General features: G+C 73.4%; 17 protein-coding genes. 6 read left to right on the plus strand and 11 right to left on the minus strand.

The window, feature by feature from the left end:
• Positions 1 to 5: 5 nt before the first annotated feature.
• Positions 6 to 1253: an FAD-dependent monooxygenase gene (locus tag M1P99_RS11760; protein WP_304452680.1), complete on the minus strand. Its 1248-nt coding sequence runs from the start codon at positions 1251 to 1253 to the stop codon at positions 6 to 8.
• 70 nt (positions 1254 to 1323) lie between these two features.
• On the opposite strand from M1P99_RS11760, the gene M1P99_RS11765 reads away from it, so the two are divergent.
• Together M1P99_RS11765 and M1P99_RS11770 are read left to right on the plus strand one after the other, a co-directional pair.
• Positions 1324 to 1929, plus strand: coding sequence for a TetR/AcrR family transcriptional regulator (locus M1P99_RS11765; RefSeq protein ID WP_304452681.1), 606 nt, complete (start codon positions 1324 to 1326; stop codon positions 1927 to 1929).
• Between the two features lie 375 nt (positions 1930 to 2304).
• A complete protein-coding gene (locus M1P99_RS11770) occupies positions 2305 to 3810 on the plus strand; it encodes a cellulose binding domain-containing protein (RefSeq protein WP_304452682.1) in 1506 nt (501 codons plus the stop codon).
• A gap of 213 nt (positions 3811 to 4023) precedes the next feature.
• On the opposite strand, the gene M1P99_RS11775 is transcribed toward M1P99_RS11770, so the two are convergent.
• The 5 genes from M1P99_RS11775 to M1P99_RS11795 all read right to left on the minus strand — a co-directional run bounded on the left by M1P99_RS11775 (position 4024) and on the right by M1P99_RS11795 (position 9544).
• On the minus strand, positions 4024 to 4410 hold the full coding sequence (locus tag M1P99_RS11775) for a DUF1304 domain-containing protein (protein ID WP_304452683.1): 387 nt from the start codon (positions 4408 to 4410) through the stop codon (positions 4024 to 4026).
• A 106-nt stretch (positions 4411 to 4516) separates the two neighbouring features.
• A complete protein-coding gene (locus M1P99_RS11780; protein ID WP_304452684.1) occupies positions 4517 to 6007 on the minus strand; it encodes a PepSY domain-containing protein in 1491 nt (496 codons plus the stop codon).
• Between the two features lie 113 nt (positions 6008 to 6120).
• A complete protein-coding gene (locus tag M1P99_RS11785; RefSeq protein WP_304452685.1) occupies positions 6121 to 6735 on the minus strand; it encodes a hypothetical protein in 615 nt (204 codons plus the stop codon).
• 106 nt (positions 6736 to 6841) lie between these two features.
• On the minus strand, positions 6842 to 8317 hold the full coding sequence (locus M1P99_RS11790; protein WP_304452686.1) for an MFS transporter: 1476 nt from the start codon (positions 8315 to 8317) through the stop codon (positions 6842 to 6844).
• A 30-nt stretch (positions 8318 to 8347) separates the two neighbouring features.
• Positions 8348 to 9544: a M20 family metallopeptidase gene (locus M1P99_RS11795; protein WP_304452687.1), complete on the minus strand. Its 1197-nt coding sequence runs from the start codon at positions 9542 to 9544 to the stop codon at positions 8348 to 8350.
• Positions 9545 to 9646: 102 nt separating this feature from the next.
• On the opposite strand from M1P99_RS11795, the gene M1P99_RS11800 reads away from it, so the two are divergent.
• Positions 9647 to 10678: an Lrp/AsnC family transcriptional regulator gene (locus tag M1P99_RS11800; protein WP_304452688.1), complete on the plus strand. Its 1032-nt coding sequence runs from the start codon at positions 9647 to 9649 to the stop codon at positions 10676 to 10678.
• A gap of 88 nt (positions 10679 to 10766) precedes the next feature.
• On the opposite strand, the gene M1P99_RS11805 is transcribed toward M1P99_RS11800, so the two are convergent.
• On the minus strand, positions 10767 to 12230 hold the full coding sequence (locus tag M1P99_RS11805; RefSeq protein WP_304452689.1) for a sodium:alanine symporter family protein: 1464 nt from the start codon (positions 12228 to 12230) through the stop codon (positions 10767 to 10769).
• Between the two features lie 577 nt (positions 12231 to 12807).
• Between M1P99_RS11805 and M1P99_RS11810 the strand changes: the two genes are divergently transcribed.
• Positions 12808 to 14562: an NAD+ synthase gene (locus M1P99_RS11810; protein ID WP_304452690.1), complete on the plus strand. Its 1755-nt coding sequence runs from the start codon at positions 12808 to 12810 to the stop codon at positions 14560 to 14562.
• Positions 14563 to 14747: 185 nt separating this feature from the next.
• Here the strand turns inward: M1P99_RS11810 and M1P99_RS11815 are convergent, their stop codons facing one another.
• From M1P99_RS11815 to M1P99_RS11830, 4 genes are all read right to left on the minus strand, one after another.
• Complete coding sequence (locus tag M1P99_RS11815) at positions 14748 to 15638, minus strand: DMT family transporter (protein ID WP_304452691.1); 891 nt, start codon at positions 15636 to 15638, stop codon at positions 14748 to 14750.
• A 252-nt stretch (positions 15639 to 15890) separates the two neighbouring features.
• Positions 15891 to 16889, minus strand: coding sequence for an ATP-binding cassette domain-containing protein (locus M1P99_RS11820; protein ID WP_304452692.1), 999 nt, complete (start codon positions 16887 to 16889; stop codon positions 15891 to 15893).
• Between the two features lie 3 nt (positions 16890 to 16892).
• Complete coding sequence (locus M1P99_RS11825; protein WP_304455667.1) at positions 16893 to 17642, minus strand: ABC transporter permease; 750 nt, start codon at positions 17640 to 17642, stop codon at positions 16893 to 16895.
• A gap of 106 nt (positions 17643 to 17748) precedes the next feature.
• The gene (locus M1P99_RS11830; RefSeq protein ID WP_304452693.1) at positions 17749 to 18549 is read right to left on the minus strand and encodes an ABC-2 family transporter protein; all 801 of its coding nucleotides are present in this window, start codon (positions 18547 to 18549) and stop codon (positions 17749 to 17751) included.
• Between the two features lie 258 nt (positions 18550 to 18807).
• Here M1P99_RS11830 and M1P99_RS11835 point away from each other — a divergent pair, with 258 nt between their 5' ends.
• Together M1P99_RS11835 and M1P99_RS11840 are read left to right on the plus strand one after the other, a co-directional pair.
• On the plus strand, positions 18808 to 19596 hold the full coding sequence (locus M1P99_RS11835; protein ID WP_304452694.1) for an SDR family oxidoreductase: 789 nt from the start codon (positions 18808 to 18810) through the stop codon (positions 19594 to 19596).
• Between the two features lie 108 nt (positions 19597 to 19704).
• A complete protein-coding gene (locus M1P99_RS11840) occupies positions 19705 to 20625 on the plus strand; it encodes an ACT domain-containing protein (RefSeq protein ID WP_304452695.1) in 921 nt (306 codons plus the stop codon).
• Positions 20626 to 20639: the final 14 nt, after the last annotated feature.

Genomic DNA, 20639 nt, shown 5'->3' on the forward strand with positions numbered 1-20639 from the left:
GGGGGTCAGTCGGTGGGCGGGCGCCAGCCGAAGGCCGCGTCCGCCGGGCCGTAGAACAGCGACGGTGCCACCCGGCCGACCAGACGGATCCCGGTGTCGCGCAGCGCTCGGGCCGCGGGGTGGCGGAGCGCGCTCATCCGGCCGACCGCGGCGGAGCGCCGCACGATGCCGCTCGCGCGCGGCAGACGCGCCGCCGTGTACGCCTCCAGGGCCCCCGGCAGGTCCGTGTCCGCCGAGCCCTCCCCGACCGCGTGGGCGAGTGTGACGGCGTCCTCGACCGCCATGCACGCGCCCTGGCCCAGGTTCGGGGTCATGGCGTGGGCGGCGTCCCCCAGGAGGGCGACCCGCCCGCGGTGGTAGGCGGGTGAGGGGTCGGGGATGTGCCAGACGTCGTTGCGCAGGACGGCGTCGGGGGCGGCGTCGGCCAGGACGGCCGGGATCGGATCGTGCCAGTGGCCGAAGCGCCGGAGGAGTTCGGCGTGCTCGTCGGAATCGGGCTGGAGCCGGAGGCTCTCGGTTGAGGGTGCAAGCCCCCGCCCTTCGCGTAGCGCCCGGGGGCGATGGCGGGAGACGGGTGGGAAGGCGGTGCCGGCGGGCAGCCAGGCCATGGCGTAGAAGTACGTGCCGCCTGCGGCGAGCGGCATCATCCCCACCAGCCCCTCCGGGCCCCAGGACTCGCTCGCCTCCGCGACGGTGACGCCCTTGGTGATCAGGCGCCAGGTCGTGGCACCGGCATAGGCGGGGCCGGGGTGGTCGGGGAACAGGTACCCGCGGCTCCGGGACCGGACGCCGTCGGCGGCCACCACCAGGTCGGCCGTCCATTCCCGGCCGTCGGCGGAGACGCGGGCGGGGCGGTCCGGACCGCCGGGATCGGTGAGTACGGCCTCGTTGGAGGTGTGGACGAGTCCGGTCACCGGGCCGCCGACGAGCAGGTCGACCAGCTCCGCCCGGGGCAGCACGACGATGGTGTCGCCGAAGCGCTTCCGCATGGCGTCCGCGCCGGTGGGCAGGATCCAGCGCCCGCGCCACGTGCGGATCCCCGCCGAGCCGATCGCCCCCCGTGCGCGGACCGCGTCGCCGAGGCCGAGGGTGTCCAGGGCGCGCAGGGCGTTGGGTGCCATGGCCAGGCCCGCGCCGACGCCCTCCAGGGTCCTGGCCCGTTCGAGGACCCGGACCCGCCAGCCGCGCCGGGTGAGGGCCCGGGCCGCGGCCAGCCCGCCGATTCCGGCTCCGATGATCACTGCCGTTCGCATGCCGACTCCGATCTCTACACCTGTAGTGCCTGTACTCTACAGGTGTAGAGATCACGGTGAAGGGTGGGGCATGCCGCAGTCGGGCACGCGGGCGGAGCTGATCGCCGCGACGGCGCTGGAGCTGATCGCCGAACGGGGGCTGCGCGGGCTCACGCACCGGGCGGTGGACGAGGCGGCGGGGCTGCCGACCGGGTCCACCTCGTACCACGCGCGCACCCGGGCGCGGCTGATCGAGGCCGCGCTGATCTGGCTGGTGGAGCAGGAGGAGGCCGAGCCCTCGCTGCGCGCGCTGCGCGAGTCCGAGGCCGGGGGCGTCCTCGACCGGGCGGCGGTGGCGGGGATGGGGGCGGACTTCCTCCACACGGCGTACACGCGCGACCGGGCGCGCTCGTTGGCCCGCTTGGAGCTGGCCCTGGAGGCCGGGCGCAGTCCCGCGCTCCGGGAGGTCTACGACCGGCTGGGGGCGAGGTTCCGGCGGATGATCACGGGGCTGTTGGCGGCGCTGGGATCGGCGGAGCCGGAGCGCCACGCCGGTGTCCTCGTCCACTGGAGCGAGGGCGTCCTCTTCGACGCGCTGGCGGGGGCGGGCGCGGCGTCGCCGCCCTCGTCGGAAGAACTGCGGGCCACCATCCTGACGCTGTTGGACGGGCTGCTGGGGGAGGAGGCGCCCCGCTGAGCGAGGGTTCCCGCTCGGTCGGCACGGTCCCGCCCTCCCCGGCGGCCGTGCGCGCGGGCCCGGTGGCGATGGCGTCCGTCATGCCCACGGCGCGCAGGGCCAGGAAGGACCGTGTGCGGCTCGCAACGGAGGGGACGATCGAGACCGCTGATGGTTGAGGGACCAAAGTCCTTTGTTCGACGGCGGTGTTGACACCGTTTCCGCGGGCGCCGTAGCGTCCCTGCCTGAGAAAGCGCTTGCTTTTTTCGGGTCGCCGTAACCGCGGTTGAAGTCGTTGCCGAAAAGCGAACCTCCGGCCCCACACCGGAGCACCGGCAGCGCCCCGCGACGCGACGGGCGACCCTCCCCCAGCCTCCCGAGGAGAGCGAATCCCCTATGAGCAGTTCGTCTGAGCACGTCAGCCCCCGCAGACGGGGAAGAGCTCGGCGCGGTAGGCGCCGAACCGCGGCCCTGGCCACGACCGCCGTCGCCACGGCCGCGGCGGGCACACTCGCCGTCGGCCTGATGGTCCTCCCCGGCGACGACACGGCCGAGACCGTGGCCGCCGAGTCGCGGGCCACGGGCTGCGAGGTCGGCTACCAGGTCACCAGCGAGTGGAACGGCGGCTTCAACGCCGAGGTCACCGTGACCAACGTGTCCGACTCCCCGGCCGAGGGCTGGGCGGTGACCTGGACCTTCGCCGACGGCCAGGAGGTCACCAACGCCTGGAACGGCGAGCACGGCCAGGACGGCTCCTCCGTCACCGTGGACAACGCCGACTGGAACGGTGAGATCGACGCCGGCGCGACGGCCGCCTTCGGCTTCCAGGCCGCCGCTCCGAACGGCGGCACCGCGCCCGCCGACGTCTCCTGCTCCTTCGGTCCCGGGACCGGCGCTCCGGCGGAGGAGCCGGGCACCGAGCCGACCGCCGAGCCGACCGAGGACGCCCCGGAGGAGCCGGCGAGCGAGTCCCCGGCGGACACCTCCACCGAGGAACCGGCGGAGGAGCCCGCGGAAGAGCCCTCCGAGGACACCGGGAACGCCGACGCGGCGGCCGACGGGCCGACGGGCTGGGCGGGCGAGAACGGCGGCACCACCGGCGGTGAAGGCGGCCCCACCGTCGCGGTCTCCTCGGGCGACGAGCTGCTCGACGCCCTGGAGCAGGACGGCCCGCGGGTCATCGAGGTCAGCGGCACGATCGAGCTGTCCGGCATGCACAGCGTCCCCTCGAACACGAGCATCATCGGTACCGACGGTGCCGAGATCACCGGGGGAGGGCTGAACCTCAGCGGGGTCGAGAACGTCGTCATCCGCAACATCGCGTTCTCGGACTGGGACGACGACGCCATCAACGTGCAGCAGGGATCGACCAACGTCTGGGTCGACCACAACAGCTTCACGAACGGCTACGACGGGGCCGTGGACATCAAGCGGGAGTCGGACTTCGTCACGGTGTCGTGGAACCATTTCTTCGACCACCGCAAGACGATGCTGCTGGGCCACTCCGACGGCCACACCGAGGACGCCGGGCACCTGCGGGTGAGCTACCACCACAACTTCCTGGACGGCTCCTTCAGCCGCCACCCGCGGGTCCGGTTCGGCGAGACCGTGCACGTGTTCAACAACTACTACGTCGACAACGACTACGGCGTCGCGTCCACGATGGACGCGGGCGTGCTGGTCGAGGGCAACTACTTCGACGGGGTCAAGGCACCCACGCACGTGGGCTACGGCGACTCAGACGACGGCCGCCTGGTGGAGCGGGACAACGTCTACGCCAACGGCTCGGGCGAGCCGGAGTCCGCGGGCAGTGTCGCACCCGTCCCCTACGACTACTCGCTCGACGCGGCCGAGGAGATCCCGTCCATCGTGCGTGCGGGGGCCGGTCCCGGGAACATCTAGGGCGTCGCGTGTTCCCCTCGTAGCGGAGGGAACCGCCGACAGGCCACCGTCCCGCTCGGATACGGGACGGTGGCCGCCTTCGTGCCGTCCCCGGCGCGCGGACGCCGCCCCGCCGCGGCGCCTGCCGAGGCCGGGACGGCGGGCGTCGTCGGCTCGACCGGCCGAGCACCCGGAGGGGCCCGGGTGTTTCACGTGAAACACCCGGGCCCCCTCTCACACCGCCAGTCCGACCGTGAGCAGGACCATGCCGACCAGGGGAGCGGCGAGCTGGATCAGCGCGGCGCGGAGCTTCTTCGGCGACGAGACGGCGAGCACCGTCCCCGCCAGCACCATCGAACCCGCGCCGGCGTAGACCAGCGCGGCCCCGGCCCCCGTGAGCCCCGCGCCCAGGAGCACGGTCCCCACGACCACGGCCACCGCCAGGAACAGGTTGTAGAACCCCTGGTTGAACGCCAGTTCCCGGGTCGCCAGGGCTCCCTCCTCGCTCGTGCCGAACACCGCGCGGGCACGCGGGGACGTCCACAGGAGCGACTCCAGTACGAAGATGTACACGTGGACGAGCGCTCCCACGAGCGCGAACACCAAACCCATGATGACCATCCCCGGATCCTAGCCCGCTGGAGGCGCCCCCGCCGCTCGGAGAACGTGGCCTCCGGGGGCGATGGGGCTGTGTCGTCTCCCCTGCGCGGCGCCCGGAACCGGGCGGTCAGGACGACGCCCGCGCCGCGGGCGCGTGCGGTCGGCCACGGCGCCGACGCAGGAGGCCGACGACCGCGTCCACGGCGAGGAAGCACAGCAGCGACACCCCCAGCACCGGGACCAGGACTCCGACCCCCACCGCGCAGGCGACGAGCAGGGCCGCGCACCACCAGGGAAGGGCGCGCCCCGTTCCGCGCGGGACCGGGCGGCCCACCGCGAACGAGCCGCCCCGGGTCGGGCGGCGCTGCCACCACATCCGGTAGCCCCAGAACACCAGGGCCAGCACGGACAGGGCCAGAGCCGTCAGGAACAGCTGGTTGGGGAGGCCGAAGAGCAGTCCCATGTGGAAGCCGATGCCCCAGTTGCTGAGCTTGGCCATGAGGGGGAAGTCGTCGAAGCGCAGTTCCTCCACGACGGCGCCGTCGACGGCGTCCACCGCCACCCGGTCCTGCTGGACCGGCCAGCTGCGCACGGTCTCGGCCACCGTGTACGGGGCGCCCTGCGCGACGGGAACGCCGATCTCCACCGGGCCGTCGAGCCCGGCCGACCGCGCGGCGGCCAGCGCGCCGTCGAGGTCGGTCGAGGGCACGCCGCTGCCCTCGTGGCCGGAGTGGTCGGCGTGGTCGGCGTGGTCCCCGTGCGCGGCGTGCTCGGCGCCGTCCGCCGCCGACAGGGAGGGGGTCTGCCAGTCGAGGGCCTCGCGGATCTGCGAGATGTTGCCGCCCGCGTACTGCGACCAGGTCAGTCCGGTCGCGGTGACGAGCGCCAGTCCGGCGAGCGCCCAGACGCCGACGGAGCCGTGCCAGGACAGGGTGCGCGCCCGCCCGGTGGCGGAGGAGTCGGGGAGCAGGAGCCGGCGCGCCCGGCGCTCGCGCCGTCGCCGGGTGGTCCACAGGACCACGCCGCCGAGGGCGACCACCCACAGCCAGCTCGCGGCGAGCTCGCTGTACAGCCGGCCCGCGTCGCCCAGGTGGAGGCCGCGGTGCAGTTCGGCCAGCCACGAGCGCACCGGAAGCGACCCGGAGCTGCCGTAGCTGGTGAGGTCGCCCAGGACCGTGCCGTCGTGGGGGTCGACGAACACCGCGAGCCGGTACCCGTCGGGCAGGCCGTCGGCGTTCATCAGCACGCGGGTGCTCTGGTCGGGGGCCTCGGCCGGCCGGACCGCGCTCAGCTCCGCGTCGGGGTGGGCCCCGGCCGCGGCGGCGGCCTGCCGCTCCAGGGGGACCGTGCCGTCCGCGGGTTCGACGCGCAGCTGCTCGGCGTACAGGACCTGCTCCAGCTGCGGTGTGTAGACGTACACCAGCCCGGTCAGGGCCGCGATGACCACGAACGGGGCGATGAGGATCCCCGCGTAGAAGTGCAGGCGCAGAAGCAGGCGGCGCAGCGCGGACCAGGTGGGGCGCGCCCCGCTCTGTGGGGTCGCGGCTTCCGGCATCGGCGCGTCCGGTCCGGTGCCGGAGGCCGCCGGTTCGGGGTGTTCGGGGGTTCTCGTGCTCACGTGTGCGTTCTTCCTGGACGGGACGCCGAGCGGCGCATGGCCGTCGGCACGGGTGAGGGCGCCGGCGGGTAAGCCGACGCGGGGCCGGGCGCGCGGCCCGGCCGGGTGGTGTCTCAGATCAGGAAGGGCGCGGGTGGACCGCGCAGGACGCGCACGTGGCGCAGGAAGGGCACTCCGCCCACGCGGCGGGAGCTCCGGTCCCGGAAGGGGACGGCGGGTCGCGACCGGGGCGGCGGTGGCGGGGACGGCACGGTGAACAGCCGTCGGAACAGGCCGCGGAGCAGCCCGACGAGGTCGAAGGCGCTGCGCTCGCCCTGGCGCAGCCACCACGCGCAGGCCAGCCCGGCCGCCGTGTGGGCGAGCAGCATGCTCAGGCCGAGGCCGGATCCTGCGAGGCCGCCGACCGCACCGCCGACCGCGCCGACGGCCTGGTGCCCGGCGGCGTGCGAGCCGGTGACCGCGCTCCCCGCGTCTCCCGATCCCGCGACCGAGAACAGGACGTGCAGCGCCAGCTGGCACCACAGCATGAGCGCGGTGACGGCGGCCAGTCCCCGCTCGCGTCGGGCGAGCCCGTGGGCGGCGGCCAGCACGAGGGCGAATCCCGCCACGACGCCGACCGGGGCCACACCGTGCCCGGAGGAGAGCGCGTGGCCCCCCGCGGACACGCCGACACACACCCCGGCGAACACCGAGGCGCGTGGCAACCGGAGCGGGGCGGGTGCGGGCACCCCGTCAGTCTGCCCCACCCCCGCGGGCGTGCCCACCCCCTGTGGACGACACCGGCGCGCCCGTTCCGGACGGTTTCCACCGTGCGGAACGGGCGCGCCCTCCGCCTCAGCCGGTCGGGGCCCGCTGCCGCAGGGAACGCGGGGTACGTCCGGCCAGCACCGCCGTGGCCAGCGCCGTGACCGCGGTCAGTGCCCACACGACCTGGTAGGCGGCCAGGGAGGGCGCCTCGCTCCCGTCGATGAGGAGGAAGCCGAGCACCGTGGCGAAGACGGCGCCGCCCACGCTTCCGCCCAGTGTCTTGAGGTTGTTGTACACGGCGGTGGCGCTGCCGGCGCGGTCCTCGGCGCTCGCCTCCACGATCAGCGTGGGCAGGGCGCCCAGCGCCAGTCCGCACCCCAGGCCGAGGACGGCGAAGGACGTCAGGAACGGCACCAGGGAGTCCCAGGCCGGGACGAGGCCGAGGGCCCCCGCCGCGACGAGTGTGAACGCGAGGAGGACCGCGCGCCGATAGCCGATCCGCGTGCCCACCGGCGCGACCGTACTCGCCCCGAGGAACGCCGCCACGCCGGGCAGCGTGACGCACAGTCCGAGGCTGAGGACGTCCATTCCGAACCCGTACCCGACCGCCTCCGGCGAGGACGCCAGGTAGGTGACGATGACGCTCTGGCCGCCGAGCATGACCAGGCCCAGCGTGAAACCGGCCGCGTACTGCGGGGAGACCGCGGGTCCGACGACCGCGCGCACGTCCACCAGCGGGTCGGTGCCGCGCAGTTCCACCCGCACCCACCAGGCGAACAGCGCCACGGCCACGGCGAATCCGCACCACAGGGCCGGTGAGGACCAGCCCCAGGTGTTGGCCTGCGAGATCGTCCCCAGCAGCACGATCAGCGACAGCCCGAGCAGGGTTCCGCCCGCCCAGTCCATGCGGCCGCTCGCCCTGTTCCGTGACTCCGGGATCGCGGTGTAGGACAGGGCGAAGCAGCCCACGGCCAGGGCGGCCATCAGCCCCAGGGTGATCCGTACGTCCCCGACGAGGGTCTGGACCACGCCGGACGCCAGCGAACCGAGCAGCCCTCCCAAGGTGAGCGCGCCCACCAGGAGGCCGATGGCGCGGCGGCTCTGCTTCGGGGTGAGCCGGTCCCGCACCAGGCCGATCTCCAGGGGGAGGAGCGCGGCGAGCGGTCCCAGCAGGACCCGGCCGGCCAGCAGCACCGCCAGGTTGGGGGCCGCGGCCACGACGACGGCGCCCACGGCGATGAAGGCCAGGGAGATCCGCAGCATGCGGCGGTGACCGTACAGGTCGCCGAGCCGCCCGAACACGGGGACGCACACCGCCGCGGCCAGGAACTGCACGGCGACCACCCAGTGCAGATGGGCGCTGGAGATGTCCAGGGCCCCCTGGAGGGAGGGCAGCAGTGGCGCGATCGAGCCCTGCAGGAATCCGCTCGTCAGTTCGAAGAAGACCAGCAGGCCGACGACGGCGAGGACCCCCGCTGCGGGCGGGGCCGGCGCGGACGGCGGGTCGCACGCGGCTGGAACGTTCTGGTCGGGCCGGTCGGCCTCAGGGCGGCTCGGGGTCACGGGCGGCATCCTTCTGTGCGGGGGAGGGGGTCAGGCCGTCTTCGCGAGTCGGCGCACCGCCAGTTCCGCGAGGAAGGCGGCCTGGGCGGGAAGGACGGAGTCGTCGAAGCGCGCGTCGGGGGAGTGCCCGGCCGGGGCGGTGGCCGGATCGAGGTCCCCGGGTGTGGCGCCGAGCATGACCATGGCGCCGGGGACCTCGCGCAGGACGAAGGAGAAGTCCTCGGACCCGGAGACCGGGATGGGCGACAGGAACCCGTTGTGCTCGCCGAACAGGTCGTGGACCGTCTCCATCGCGAACAGGGCCTCGGCGTCGTCGTTGACCGTGGGCGGGTACTGGTCCTCGTACTCGACGTCCACGCGCAGCCCGTGCGCGGCGGCGATCCCCCGGACCAGCGCCGGCAGGTTCTCCCGCAGTCCGGCGCTGTTGGCCTCGGAGTAGCAGCGCACGGTGGCCTCGAATTCGGCCCGGTGCGCGAGGACGTTCTGCTGCGTCCCGGCGGCCAGCCTGCCGACGGTGACCACGACGGGGTCGAAGATGTCGTAGGCGCGGGTCACGTGGTTCTGGAGCGCGGTGACCATCTCGCACGTGGCGGGCACGGGGTCCCTGCCCGCGTGGGGGGCCGATCCGTGCCCGCCGACGCCGTGGACGGTCACCTTCAGCACGGCGGACGCGCTCATGGCCACGCCCTGCCGTGTCGCGATGACCCCGGCCGGCAGCTGGCAGGGGGCCACGTGCACGGCGTAGGCGGCGTCGAGGGGCTTCCCGGCGGCCTTGAGTACGCCCTCGTCGATCATCTTCGGAGCGCCGCTGTACCCCTCCTCACCCGGCTGGAACATGAAGACGACGTCGCCGTGCAGCTCTTCGCGGGCCGCGCAGAGCAGTCGCGCCGCACCGACCAGGCCGGCGACGTGCAGGTCGTGCCCACAGGCGTGCATGAGGCCGTCGACCGCGGACGCGTAGTCCACGTCGGCGGTCTCGTGGACGGGCAGGGCGTCCATGTCGCCGCGCAGCAGGACGGCCCCGCCGGGCCGACCGCCGCGCAGGACGGCGGTGACCGAGGTCAGGCCGGAGCCGGTGGAGATCTCCAGCGGGAGGCCGGCCAGCGCGGCCAGGACCTTGTGCTGGGTCCTCGGCAGATGCAGGCCGATCTCGGGCTCACGGTGCAGTTCCCGGCGCAGTGCGACCAGTTCCGCACGCAGCCCCTCGGCCCGTTCCACCATCGACATCGCGCGTCCCCCTCGTCGTGTTGCCAGCGTTGCCGTCAGACTGGCCTGGTCAGCTGTTCGATGGCCGAAAATCGCAGAGAAAACGCACTAAGGTGGTCCTCGATGCTGGAAAACCGCATGGATGACATCGACCAGGCGCTGGTGCACGCCCTGCAGATCGCGCCGAGAGCGAGATGGTCCCGGATCGCCTCCGTGCTGGGCGTGGACGCCGCCACCGTGGCGCGCCGCTGGGAGCGCCTCGAGGAAGCGGGTGCCGCCTGGGTGACGTGCTATCCCGGTACCGGTCTGGCCGGTGCGGCACGCGGCTGCCTGGCCCTGGTGGAGGTCGACTGCGCCAGTGGCGAGCTGCTCAACGTGGCCAGGGCCTTCACCCGCCTCCCACACGTGTCAGCGGTCGAGCACGTCACCGGGGACCGGGACCTGCTGCTCACCGTCATGGCGGAGGACGTGGCCGCGGTGTCCCGCTGGGTGGTGGGCGGACTGGACGCGATGCCGGGTGTGAGGGCCAGCCGCACGCACCTGGCGGGGACGGTCTTCACCGAGGGCGGCCGGTGGCGGTTCCGGGCCCTGAGCCCCCGGCAGGTCGACCGCCTGTCCGAGCACGCTCCGGCGCCGCGGGCGCCGCGGGAGCCGGACGGACTCGACCGTCGTCTGCTCCTGGCCCTCAGTGAGAACGGGCGGGCCGCCTACACGGAGTTGGCTGAGCTGTGCGACAGCACCCCGGACACCGTGCGCCGCCGGGTCCGGCACCTCTTCGCGGCGCGGATGATGCAGGCGCGGTGCGAGGTCGCGCGACCGCTGTCGGAGTGGCCGGTCGCCGTCACGGTCTGGGCGCGGGTCCCACCCGACCAGATCCCGGAGGCCGCGCAGCGCATCACGGGCATGCGCGAGGTACGGCTGTGCGCGGGTGTGACCGGCCGGCACAACCTCATGGTCATCGCGTGGAGCCGGTCGGTGGAGGACGCCCAGCGGTTCGAGGCGGACCTGGTACGGGTCGCACCGGACATCGTGATCGGGGACCGGGCCGTCGCGCTCTGGACGATGAAGCTCAGCGGACAGCTGCTCGACCAGGGCGGCTACCGGACGGGTGCCGTCCCCATCGACCCCTGGGCCGTGCCCGGGGGCCCCGTGTGAGCGCGGTCCGGGCACCGGTGCCGCGGCCGTGCCGTCCGCCGCCGTCCTTCCCCTCGGGGGCTGGAAGGACGGCGGCGGACGGAGGCGGTCAGCTCCGGGGCAGGGGCTTGCGGAGGTGGGCCAGGTCCTCCTCCCTCCAGCACTGCACACCGGTGATGTCGGGCATGCTGTCCCGGCTGAAGAAGGGGTCCAGCCCTTCTCTGCGCTGCCGCACGAAGTCGGTGAGCAGACGGCAGGCGACCGGCGCCAGCAGGGCCAGAGCGGCGAGGTTGACCAGGGCCATGATGCCCATGGTGCTGTCGGCCAGGGTCCACACCAGGCCGCCGGAGCCGATCGCGCCGAGGAAGACCACCGCGACCACCAGGAGGCGGAACACGGTCATGGCGTTCGGGCTCGACGTCAGGTAGGCGATGTTGGCCGCGCCGTAGAAGGTGTTGCCGAGCACCGAGGTGAAGGCCACCAGCAGGATGATCAGCGTCAGCAGGTGCAGTGCCCAGGGCCCGAGGTTGGCCTCCAGGGCGTTCTGCGTCAGGGCCGGTCCCGCCTCCTCGGTGTAGGTGGGGTCCGACAGCAGCACGATGAAGGCCGTGACCGAGCACACGACGAGGGTGTCGAAGTAGACGCCCAGGGTCTGCACCAGGCCCTGTTTGACCGGGTGGCTGACCGCGGCGCTGGCGGCGGCGTTGGGGGCCGACCCCAGCCCCGCCTCGTTGGAGAACATGCCGCGTCGCATGCCCTGCATGATCGCGGTGCCGAGTCCGCCCGCGGCGATCTCCCGCAGCCCGAAGGCGTGCGTGACGATGTCGGTCAGCACCGCGGGGATCTGGCCGATGTTCAGGGCGACCACGGCCAGGCCCATGAGGAGGTAGATCCCGGCCATGAACGGCACCATCAGGGCCGCGGCCCGGGCGATGCGCCGTGCGCCGCCGAAGATGATGACTCCCGTGGCGAGGGCGAGGGCGACGCCGATCGCGGGGGCGAGCCATGCCGGGCTCTCGGCGCCGGAGACGGTCGAGACCGAGGTGGCCACGGCGGACGAGATCGTGTTGCTCTGCACGCTCGTGAACACGAAACCGAAGGTCACGGTGATGATGACGGCGAAGAGCACGCCCATCCAGCGTGACCGGAGCCCGTACTCCATGTAGTAGGCGGGGCCGCCGCGGTATCCCTCCTTGCTCCCGACCTTGTAGAGCTGCGCGAGGGTGGACTCGACGAAGCTCGCGGCCCCGACGAGCAGTGCCATGGCCCACATCCAGAAGATGGCGCCGGGCCCGCCGAGGGCGATCGCGGTGGCCACACCCGCGATGTTGCCGGTGCCGATGCGGGCGGCGGCGGAGACGGCGAAGGCCTGGAAGGCGGAGATCGGTCTGCCGCCGTCGGCGGCGAGGCCGGGATCGCTCCGCATCGCCCGGAACATGTCGGGGATCATCCGGAACTGCACCGCGCCCGATCGCACGGTGAAGTACAGGCTCAGGATGATGAGGGCAGGAATGAGCAGCCAGGCCCAGAGCCCGTCGCTGAAGGCGACGATGCCCGCGTTGATGGCATCCACAGGGGGCGTTCCCTTCGTCGTCGGCGGAGACGGCGTTGTCTCGCTCCGCGACCGGTCGGTGTTCCGCGTGAGCAGGGCGGAGATTGTGTGGTGGATGAGTGTGGTCTGTCGTGTCCGGACACGTGGGTGACGCTGTGGGCGAGGTTTTCGCCTGTGGGGGGATCTGGCACGAAGTGGGGTGTACGAGCCGTCGACCAGATAAAGGGAAAAACGCCCGAATTGCAAGATGGGTCACAGTAGAACGTTGTTCGGGATTAGTGTCCGTCGCCCCGTGGAGAGCGGGGCCGAGAGGCGCGGGGCGCCGGTGGGCCGCGAAGGGGAAAACTCCTGAGCAGCCGGGGGTCAACGCTGTTGAACTGGGGTTTCGTACCGTCTCGACGCGAGGGCGGCGCCGAGGGCGCGGTCGGATGTTTCGCGTGGAAACTGGAAGGGCGCCTTGTGGTTCATCTCACTGGCGGGTCGTTTTCGGGCGGTTGTCGAGCGGTGTCGGGGATGTACCGAACGGGCACCGCATTTCCGGCGTTATAGAAATGAGACATGTTGCGCCTGTGTTAACTCATTCGCTACTGTCGCCGCCGTGGTACAACTTCGTATAGCTCTGGCCCAGATCAACCCGGTTGTCGGGGATCTGGAAGGTAACTGCGACAGCGTCGTCGCCCACGCTCGCCAGGCGAGCGACGCTGGAGCCCATCTCGTCGTGTTCCCCGAGATGGTCGTCACGGGATACTCCGTCGAGGATCTCGCCCTGCGGGACGGCTTCGTCTCCGCTTCCACCAAGGCCACCCACAACCTCGCCGCCCGGCTCGCCGCGGAGGGGCTCGCGCACCTTCCGGTCGTCGTCGGCTTCCTCAGCCGCAAGAAGGGCCCCGGGCCCCGGTTCGGCCAGCCCTCCGGTGCGCCGCAGAACTCGCTCGCGGTGCTGCACGAGGGCCGGATCCGCCTCGCCTCGGCCAAGCACCACCTGCCCAACTACGGTGTCTTCGACGAGTTCCGGTACTTCGTCCCCGGGGACACACTGCCCCTGCTGCGGCTGCACGGTGCCGACATCGCCTTCGCCATCTGTGAGGACCTGTGGCAGGACGGCGGTCCCGTCGCCGCGGCGGCCGAGGCCGGGGCGGGCATGCTGATCACCCTCAACGGATCGCCCTACGAACGGCACAAGGACGACGTGCGGCTCGACCTGTGCCGCCGCCGCGCGCGCGAGCTCGGCGCCGCCATCGGCTACGTGAACATGACCGGCGGCCAGGACGACCTGGTCTTCGAGGGTGACTCGCTCGTCGTCGACGCCGACGGCGAGCTCGTGGCCCGCGCCGCGCAGTTCGACGAGGAACTGCTGGTCACCGACATCGCCCTGCCCCGGGCGGAGGACGTCCCCGGCCAGGCGGACGAGGCCGGCGGCTTCCGGATCGTCCGATACACGGTCTCCGACCGCGCCCCGGCGCCGTACGAGTCACGCCCGCCGTCCCTCACCCCGCGCCGCGACCCGCTGAACGACCTCGGCGAGGTCTACTCGGCGCTCGTGGCCGGGGTGCGCGACCACGTCCGCAAGAACGGCTTCACCTCGGTCCTGGTCAGCGTCTCCGGCGGAGCCGACTCGGCGCTGACCGCCACGATCGCCGCCGACGCCGTGGGGGCGGACGCCGTGCACGCGCTCGTCATGCCCGCACGGGGCCGTGACCCCGACGCCCTCGACGACGCCGAGGACCTGATCAAGCGACAGGGCCTCACCCGCCGCCTCTACCCCGTGGACGGCCTGCTCGACGCCCTGGAGTCCACGATCACCGTCGCCGGGGAGGACGGCGGTGAGGACCTGCTGGAACAGGCCAGGGGGGTCCTCCTCAAAGCCCTCTCCCGCGAGGAGGGCCACCTCGTCCTGGCGACCGGGGACAAGAGCGAGCTGGCGATGGGCCTGTGCGCCCACCACGGGGACGGCGCGGGAGCCTACGCGCCTCTCAGGGACTGCTGGAAGACGCTGGTCCGGGACCTGTCCCTGTGGCGCAACTCCCAGAAGCCGACCACGGACGGCGCCCCGCCCATCCCCGAGCGCGCCCTGGTGCGCGACCCGGCACGGGGGTGGGACGCCCTCGGCTCGGCGCCCGAGCGGCCGGGATACGACGTCCTCGACGCGCTGCTGGACGCCTACATCGGGACCGACCACGGTGCCTCGGCGCTGGCCGCGGCCGGGTTCGCGCCGGACCTGGTCCAGCACGTCGTTCGCCTGGTCGACCGGGCCGAGCACCAGCGCCGCCAGTACCCGCCCGGCCCCAAGATCACCAAGCGCACGCTCGGACGCGACCGGCGGCTGCCGATCACCAACCGCTGGCTGCTCTGATCCGGTCGGTCGTCCTCCCGGCGCCGGGAGGACGACCGACCGCGGGGATTCCACGCCGGAGGCCGGCACCGGCGGCGGCGCGGCCGACCGTTCCCCGCGGGCGGCCCGCCAGGCACCGCCCGGACGACGAAACACAACGCAACGAAACCGGGAAACCCGTGGAGAGGGCAGAGCGCGGAGAAACGTTACGGCGCCGGCTCGGGGTCCGCCGCGCCCGCCGGAGCCCCGTTCTGCGGCACCGTGAGCAGGCGGATGCCATACGAGGCGAGCACCGCGCACACCGCGGCGACCGCGCCGCCCCACCAACCGCCCGCATAGGACTCGCCCATGAAGGCCACGCCCACGACCGCCGCGGCGACCGGGTTGGCGATGGTGGTGATGCCGAGCGGGGCCCCGATGTCCATCCCCTGGTAGGCCGCCTGGGCGAGGAGCAGCCCGAACACCGCGATGACCACCGTCGCCGCCAGGGACGGGTGCAGGAGACCGACGGCTCCGGTCCCGCCGATGACCGTGACCGCGGTCTTGACGGTCGCCGAGGAGACACCGAACGCCACACCGGCGGCTCCGGCGAGCAGGTAGCTGCGCCACGCCGCCGTGCGCGCCCGGCCCGCCGCCCACGCCGTGAGCGCCAGGAGCCCCACCGTGCCCAGGCCGACCAGGGCCGAGCCGGTGTCACTGAGCACCCCGCCCTGCCCGCCGGTGACCGTCACCGCGAGCAGTACCCCCAGTGCCACCACCGTGCAGGCGGCGCCGCGCCACTCATCGCGCCCGACGCGGCGCCCGCCCAGCCGCGCCGACCAGGGGATGCCGAACACCAGGACCAGGACGCCCAGAGGCTGCACCACGGTCAGCGGCGCGAAGCTCACGGCCGCGACCTGGAAGCCCGCCCGGCCCCCGTTGAACACGAGGGCCACCCACCACAGCGGATGGCGAAGCAGCGTGGCCAGCTCACCCCGACGGGTCAGCGGCGCCCGCACGTGGACGGCGAGTCTGCGCTGCGTCACCGCGGCGGCCGTGTAGGCCGCGCAGGAGAGCACGCCGAACACGATTCCCAGCCAGATTCCCATGGCCGCCATCATGCCGGTCGGCCCTCCGTCCTCCGCACGGGGTGGCGCGTAGCCGCCGCGTACGGCCTGACCGACCTCCGGTCCACCCCTCGCGCGGTGACCGCCGGCGCCGTCGCGATGACGCCGCACGCCACCGCCGCCGCCCACAACACCGTCGCCCACACCACGGGGGCGGGAACCGTTCTCTCCATGTCCTCCAGCATTCTCCGCGCCGGGACCGGTGGCCAGAGTGGGCGGTCCACTCCGGGAGCGGTGTCGGCCCTACCCGTGACCGGCGACCGAACCCCGGTACAGGGCGGCGACCACGCTCTCGATGTCGGGTTCGCGCAGTGTCAGGTCCGCCACCCCGTGCCGCCGGGTGACCTCGGCGATGACGCGCGCCGGGTTGTCGGACAGTTCCAGCCACTGGCGGGGGCCCTCCACACGGACGCACCTGGCGCCCTCGACCGCCAGCGGCGCGGTGGGCGCGGCCAGGTCCACGACCAGGACACGGGGGGAGGGCACGCTCGCGCGCAGCCCGGCGAGGCCGCCGTCGTAGGCCAGCCTCCCCTGGTCGATCACCACGACGCGTTCGCACAGGCGCTCCACGTCCCCCAGGTCGTGCGTGGTCAGCAGGATCGTCGTGCCCTCCTCGGCGTTGAGCCGCAGCAGGAACTCCCGGATGGTCGACTTGCTGACCACGTCCAGACCGATCGTGGGTTCGTCGAGGACCAGCAGACGGGGCCCGTGCAGCAGGGCGGCCGTCAGGTCGCCGCGCATGCGCTGGCCCAGGCTGAGCTGGCGCACCGGCGTGGCCAGGAACGGTCCGAGCTCCAGGAGTTCGGTGAGCTCGGCGAGCCGTCGCGCGTGGTCGGCGGCCGGAACGCGGTACATGTGCCGGGTGAGCTCGAAGCTGTCGCGCAGCGGCAGGTCCCACCACAGGGTGGACCGCTGGCCGAACACGACCCCGATGCGTGCGGCGAGCCGGGTGCGCTGACGGGCCGGTTCCAGGCCGGTGACCCGGACCCGGCCCTGGGTCGGGCTGAGGATGCCGGTGAGCATCTTCATCGTCGAGCTCTTCCCGGCCCCGTTGGGTCCGAGGTAGCCGACGATCTCACCGGGGAACACGGTCAGGTCGACGTCGCGCACCGCGCTGACGGTGCGTCGCCGACGGCGCAGGAAGGGGCCCTCGGTGAGGGTGAAGTCCCGGCCCAGGCCCGCGGCTTCGATGACGGGTTCGGCGCAGGTCCGGGCGGGGGCGGTCGTGGTCTTCGGCGGCATCGGTCAGCTCCCGGTGGATCGGTAGCGGCGCAGCCCGAACCGCCAGGTGGCGGTGGCCAGGGCGCACAACAGGACGGCGACGACAGGGGTGGCCAGGCGCAGGGCGTCGGGCAGGCCGGCGGGGTCGGGGCGGTCGAGCAGGTACAGGGCCGGCTGCCAGCTGACGAAGGCCAGCGGCACGGCGAACGTGGCGGCGCGTACGACGCCGCGCGAGTAGACCGACAGCGGGTACTCCACCAGTGCCTGGCCGCCGTAGGTCACCGAGTGGGCCGCCTCCCGGGCGTCGGGGAGGAAGAACTGCAGGCACGCGCCGATCACCCAGATCGCGCAGGCGATGGCGGTCCCCGACACCAGGAGTACGGGTAGCGCCAGCACCCGGCCGGGCGTCCAGTCGACGTCGGCGGCGGCCAGGGCGTAGGCCGTGACCGCGGCGGCGGGCAGGATGCGGCCCAGGCGGCGGGGCGCGAAGCGGTCGGTGGCCATCTGCACCAGCGGGGAGACGGGCCGGACCAGCATCGCGTCGAGGGTGCCCGTACGGATGTGCTGTCCGAGGCTCTCGACCGATCCCATGAGCATGTTGGCGCAGCCGAACGCCGTGGTGGCCAGCCCGGAGATGAGCAGTCCCTCGTGCACACCGAACCCGGCCAGGCGCCCGGCGTGCGTGTACACCACCAGCACGGCGCCGATCTCCGCGACCGCGCCCAGGGACGTCGCCAGGCTCATCAGTACGAGCGACGCCGGGTACTGCGCCATGGCCCTGCACCACGTCCACGCCAGCCGGAGGTAGGTGCGCACGGGGGTGCCCGCCGGGCTCCGGCCGGGGCGCCCCTCCCAGCCGCCGCGCACTCGTCGGAGGAGGTCAGCCACCTTGGACCACCACCCTGCCGGTCGCCCGGGAGGTGGACCACGCGGCGAACGCGAACAGGGCCAGGGCCCATCCGGCCTGGACCGCGAGGCCGCTCAGGACGGTGCCGCCGGGGAGGGTGTCCTTGCCCAGGAAGATCTCCGCGGGCAGCTGCACGATGGACGCCCAGGGCAGGAGCCGCAGCACGTCGCCCACACCCGCGGGGAACAGGGGCAGCGGCAGGAGCATGCCCGCGGCGATCGGGCCCAGGAACCCGGCCACCGTCTGGATGCCGCGGGTGTCCATCAGCCAGAAGCCGGCCAGCTCGTACAGGTAGCGCAGCGCGAAGGAGACCAGCGTGGCCAGGGCGATCGACACCGCCACCGCCGCCCAGCGCCACGGGTCGGTCGGGATGAGCAGGTCGAACAGGAGCGCTCCGACGACGAAGGTGGGGACGCCCCGGAACACCAGGTTGAAGGCGGCGCGGCCGAGGTCGTCGGCCAGCCACCACCCCAGGAGCGAGACCGGCCGCAGCAGGTCGGTGGCCACCGCGCCGCTGCGCACGCGCTCGCCGAGTTCCAGGGGCGGACCCATGATCGCGACCACCGCGATCAGCCCCTGGGCGACGAAGACCTGGGTCACCGCGTCGTCGGCGTCGTAGCCGTTGATCTGGGGGCGCGCCGCGAAGAGGGCGAGCAGCACCATCGCGTTGATGACGCCGAAGACGCTGTTGGTGATCAGTCCGGCGGCCACGGCCGCACGGTAGGTGGAATAGCGGCGCAGCCCTCGGGCGGCCACCGCGCAGTAGACACGCACGGGTGCGTACTCCCTGGCAGATCGAGACCGTGCAGAAGATGAACGACCGGTCTCGGCGCAGGGGCGGGGGACCTGGGGGAGGGGGACCGCCCCCGGAGGAGACACGGGGGTCCGGCACGTCCCTGATACAGACACAGGTCCGGGTCGCCGCGAGGAAGAGAAGGTAGCACATCCGGGGACCGGTACCGGTTCGCGCGCCCGGCGGGCGGTACCGTTCCACGACGGCTCCGGGCCGCGACCGGGCCGGGGGAGACGCTGGTGGACGAAGGGAGAGCGCGGGTGTCGGAGGAGAGGGCGGGGACCGGGGCCGGACGGGGCGTCGTGGTGCTGACGGGCGCCGGATCGGGTCTGGGGAGGGCCACCGCCGCGCGGCTGCTCGACGACGGGTACGCGGTGGTGCTGGCGGGCCGCCGGCGATCCGCTCTGGAGGAGACCGCCGACGGCCGACCGCGTGCCGTGGTGGTGGAGGCCGACGTGACCTCGTCCGACTCCGTGCGGGCGCTGTTCGCGCTGGTTCGGGAGCGGTTCGGCCGGGTCGACGTGCTGGTGAACAACGCCGGTGTGTTCGGCCCGAGCGCCGCCGTCGACGCGGTCTCCGACGAGGACTGGCAGAGCGTCCTGGCCACCAACGTCACGGGGTCGATGTACTGCGCGCGAGAGGCGGCCCGCCTGATGAAGGAGCAGGACCCCCGCGGCGGCCGGATCATCAACAACGGGTCGGTCTCGGCGCACGTGCCGCGTCCCTCCAGCGTCGCCTACACCGTGAGCAAGCACGCCGTCTCCGGGCTCACCGCGTCCATGAACCTCGACCTGCGGGGCCACGGGATCGCCTGCACGCAGATCGACGTGGGCAACGCGTCGACGGCGATGGTGGCGGGGTTCGGGGCCGGTGCCGTCCAGCCCGACGGATCGGTGCGCGCCGAACCCGTGATCGACCCCGCGCACGTGGCGTCGACGATCGCGCACGTCGTCTCGCTGCCGCCGGACGTCTCCGTGCCGCAGGTGACGGTGATGGCGCGGGAGATGCCCTACGCCGGACGGGGGTAGTGCGGGACGGGCGGCGACCCCGCTCCGTGACCAGGGTCACGCTCTGTTGTTACCGGCCCGTCACAGAGTGAAGGACCCCCGCAACGTCGGCTTGGCACTGTCGTGGGCATGGACGCTTCCGAAGGCAGTCACGGAACCGACGACCACACGCGCCCCGGCTTCCTCGGCCGCGAGGCGCTGGACCTGGGAATCCTCCTGCTCGCGGCCGGGGCCGCGCACGTCGTGGTGCTCTCCCTCGGCCACAGCGACGGCGGGGTCCGCGCACTGATCGCCGTGGGCGTGCTCCTGCTCGCGGTGTCCGGACTCCACCGCTGGCACCGCCAGCGGGCCGCGCACGCGGTCCGGCGGCGGGCCCGTCGCGGAGGGCGGCCGACCGGGACCAGCCCGTCCGCGCCCCCGGCGGCCTCCGTCGGCGCCCTCCCCGCGCCCCTCCACGACCACGCCGACGACCGGCTGTGGAGCGTCCGGGTGACCGTCGCCGACGTCCCCGGCGGCCTCGCCGCGCTCACCTCCCGGTTCGCCGGGCTCGGGGTCGACATCCGGCTCATGCAGGTCCACCCCGGCGGGCCCGAGGCGATAGACGAGTTCTTCGTCAACGCCCCCGCCCGGGTGGCGGAGGGCGACCTGTACGACGCCGTGCAGGGGGCGGGGGTCCGCGACGTGATCGTGCGTCCGGCCGACGTCCACGAGCTCAGCGACACCACCAGCCGGACGCTCGCCCTGGTCAGCGCCCTGATCACCGGTGCCACGACCCTGGAGCGGTCGCTGGTGGCGCTGTCGGCGGCGCAGGAGGTCCAGCGCGTCGCACGGCCGCCGGAGGGCATGGGACGCGAGGACCTGTCCGGTACCGCCATGACGCTCCCGGCCCCCGACGGCGGGGTCCTCGTGGTGCGCCGCCAGGGGGACACCGGGTCCTCCCCCGGGGATGGCGGGCGGCAGGTGGCGGTTCCGTTCACCGCCCTGGAGTTCGCCCGCTGCCGCGCGCTGGTCCACGTGGCGCTGTCCCTGCACACGGACGCGCGCCGCTGAACGGCGGTCGCCGC

The sequence above is a fragment of the Nocardiopsis sp. YSL2 genome, assembly GCF_030555055.1.
Taxonomy (GTDB): Bacteria; Actinomycetota; Actinomycetes; order Streptosporangiales; family Streptosporangiaceae; genus Nocardiopsis.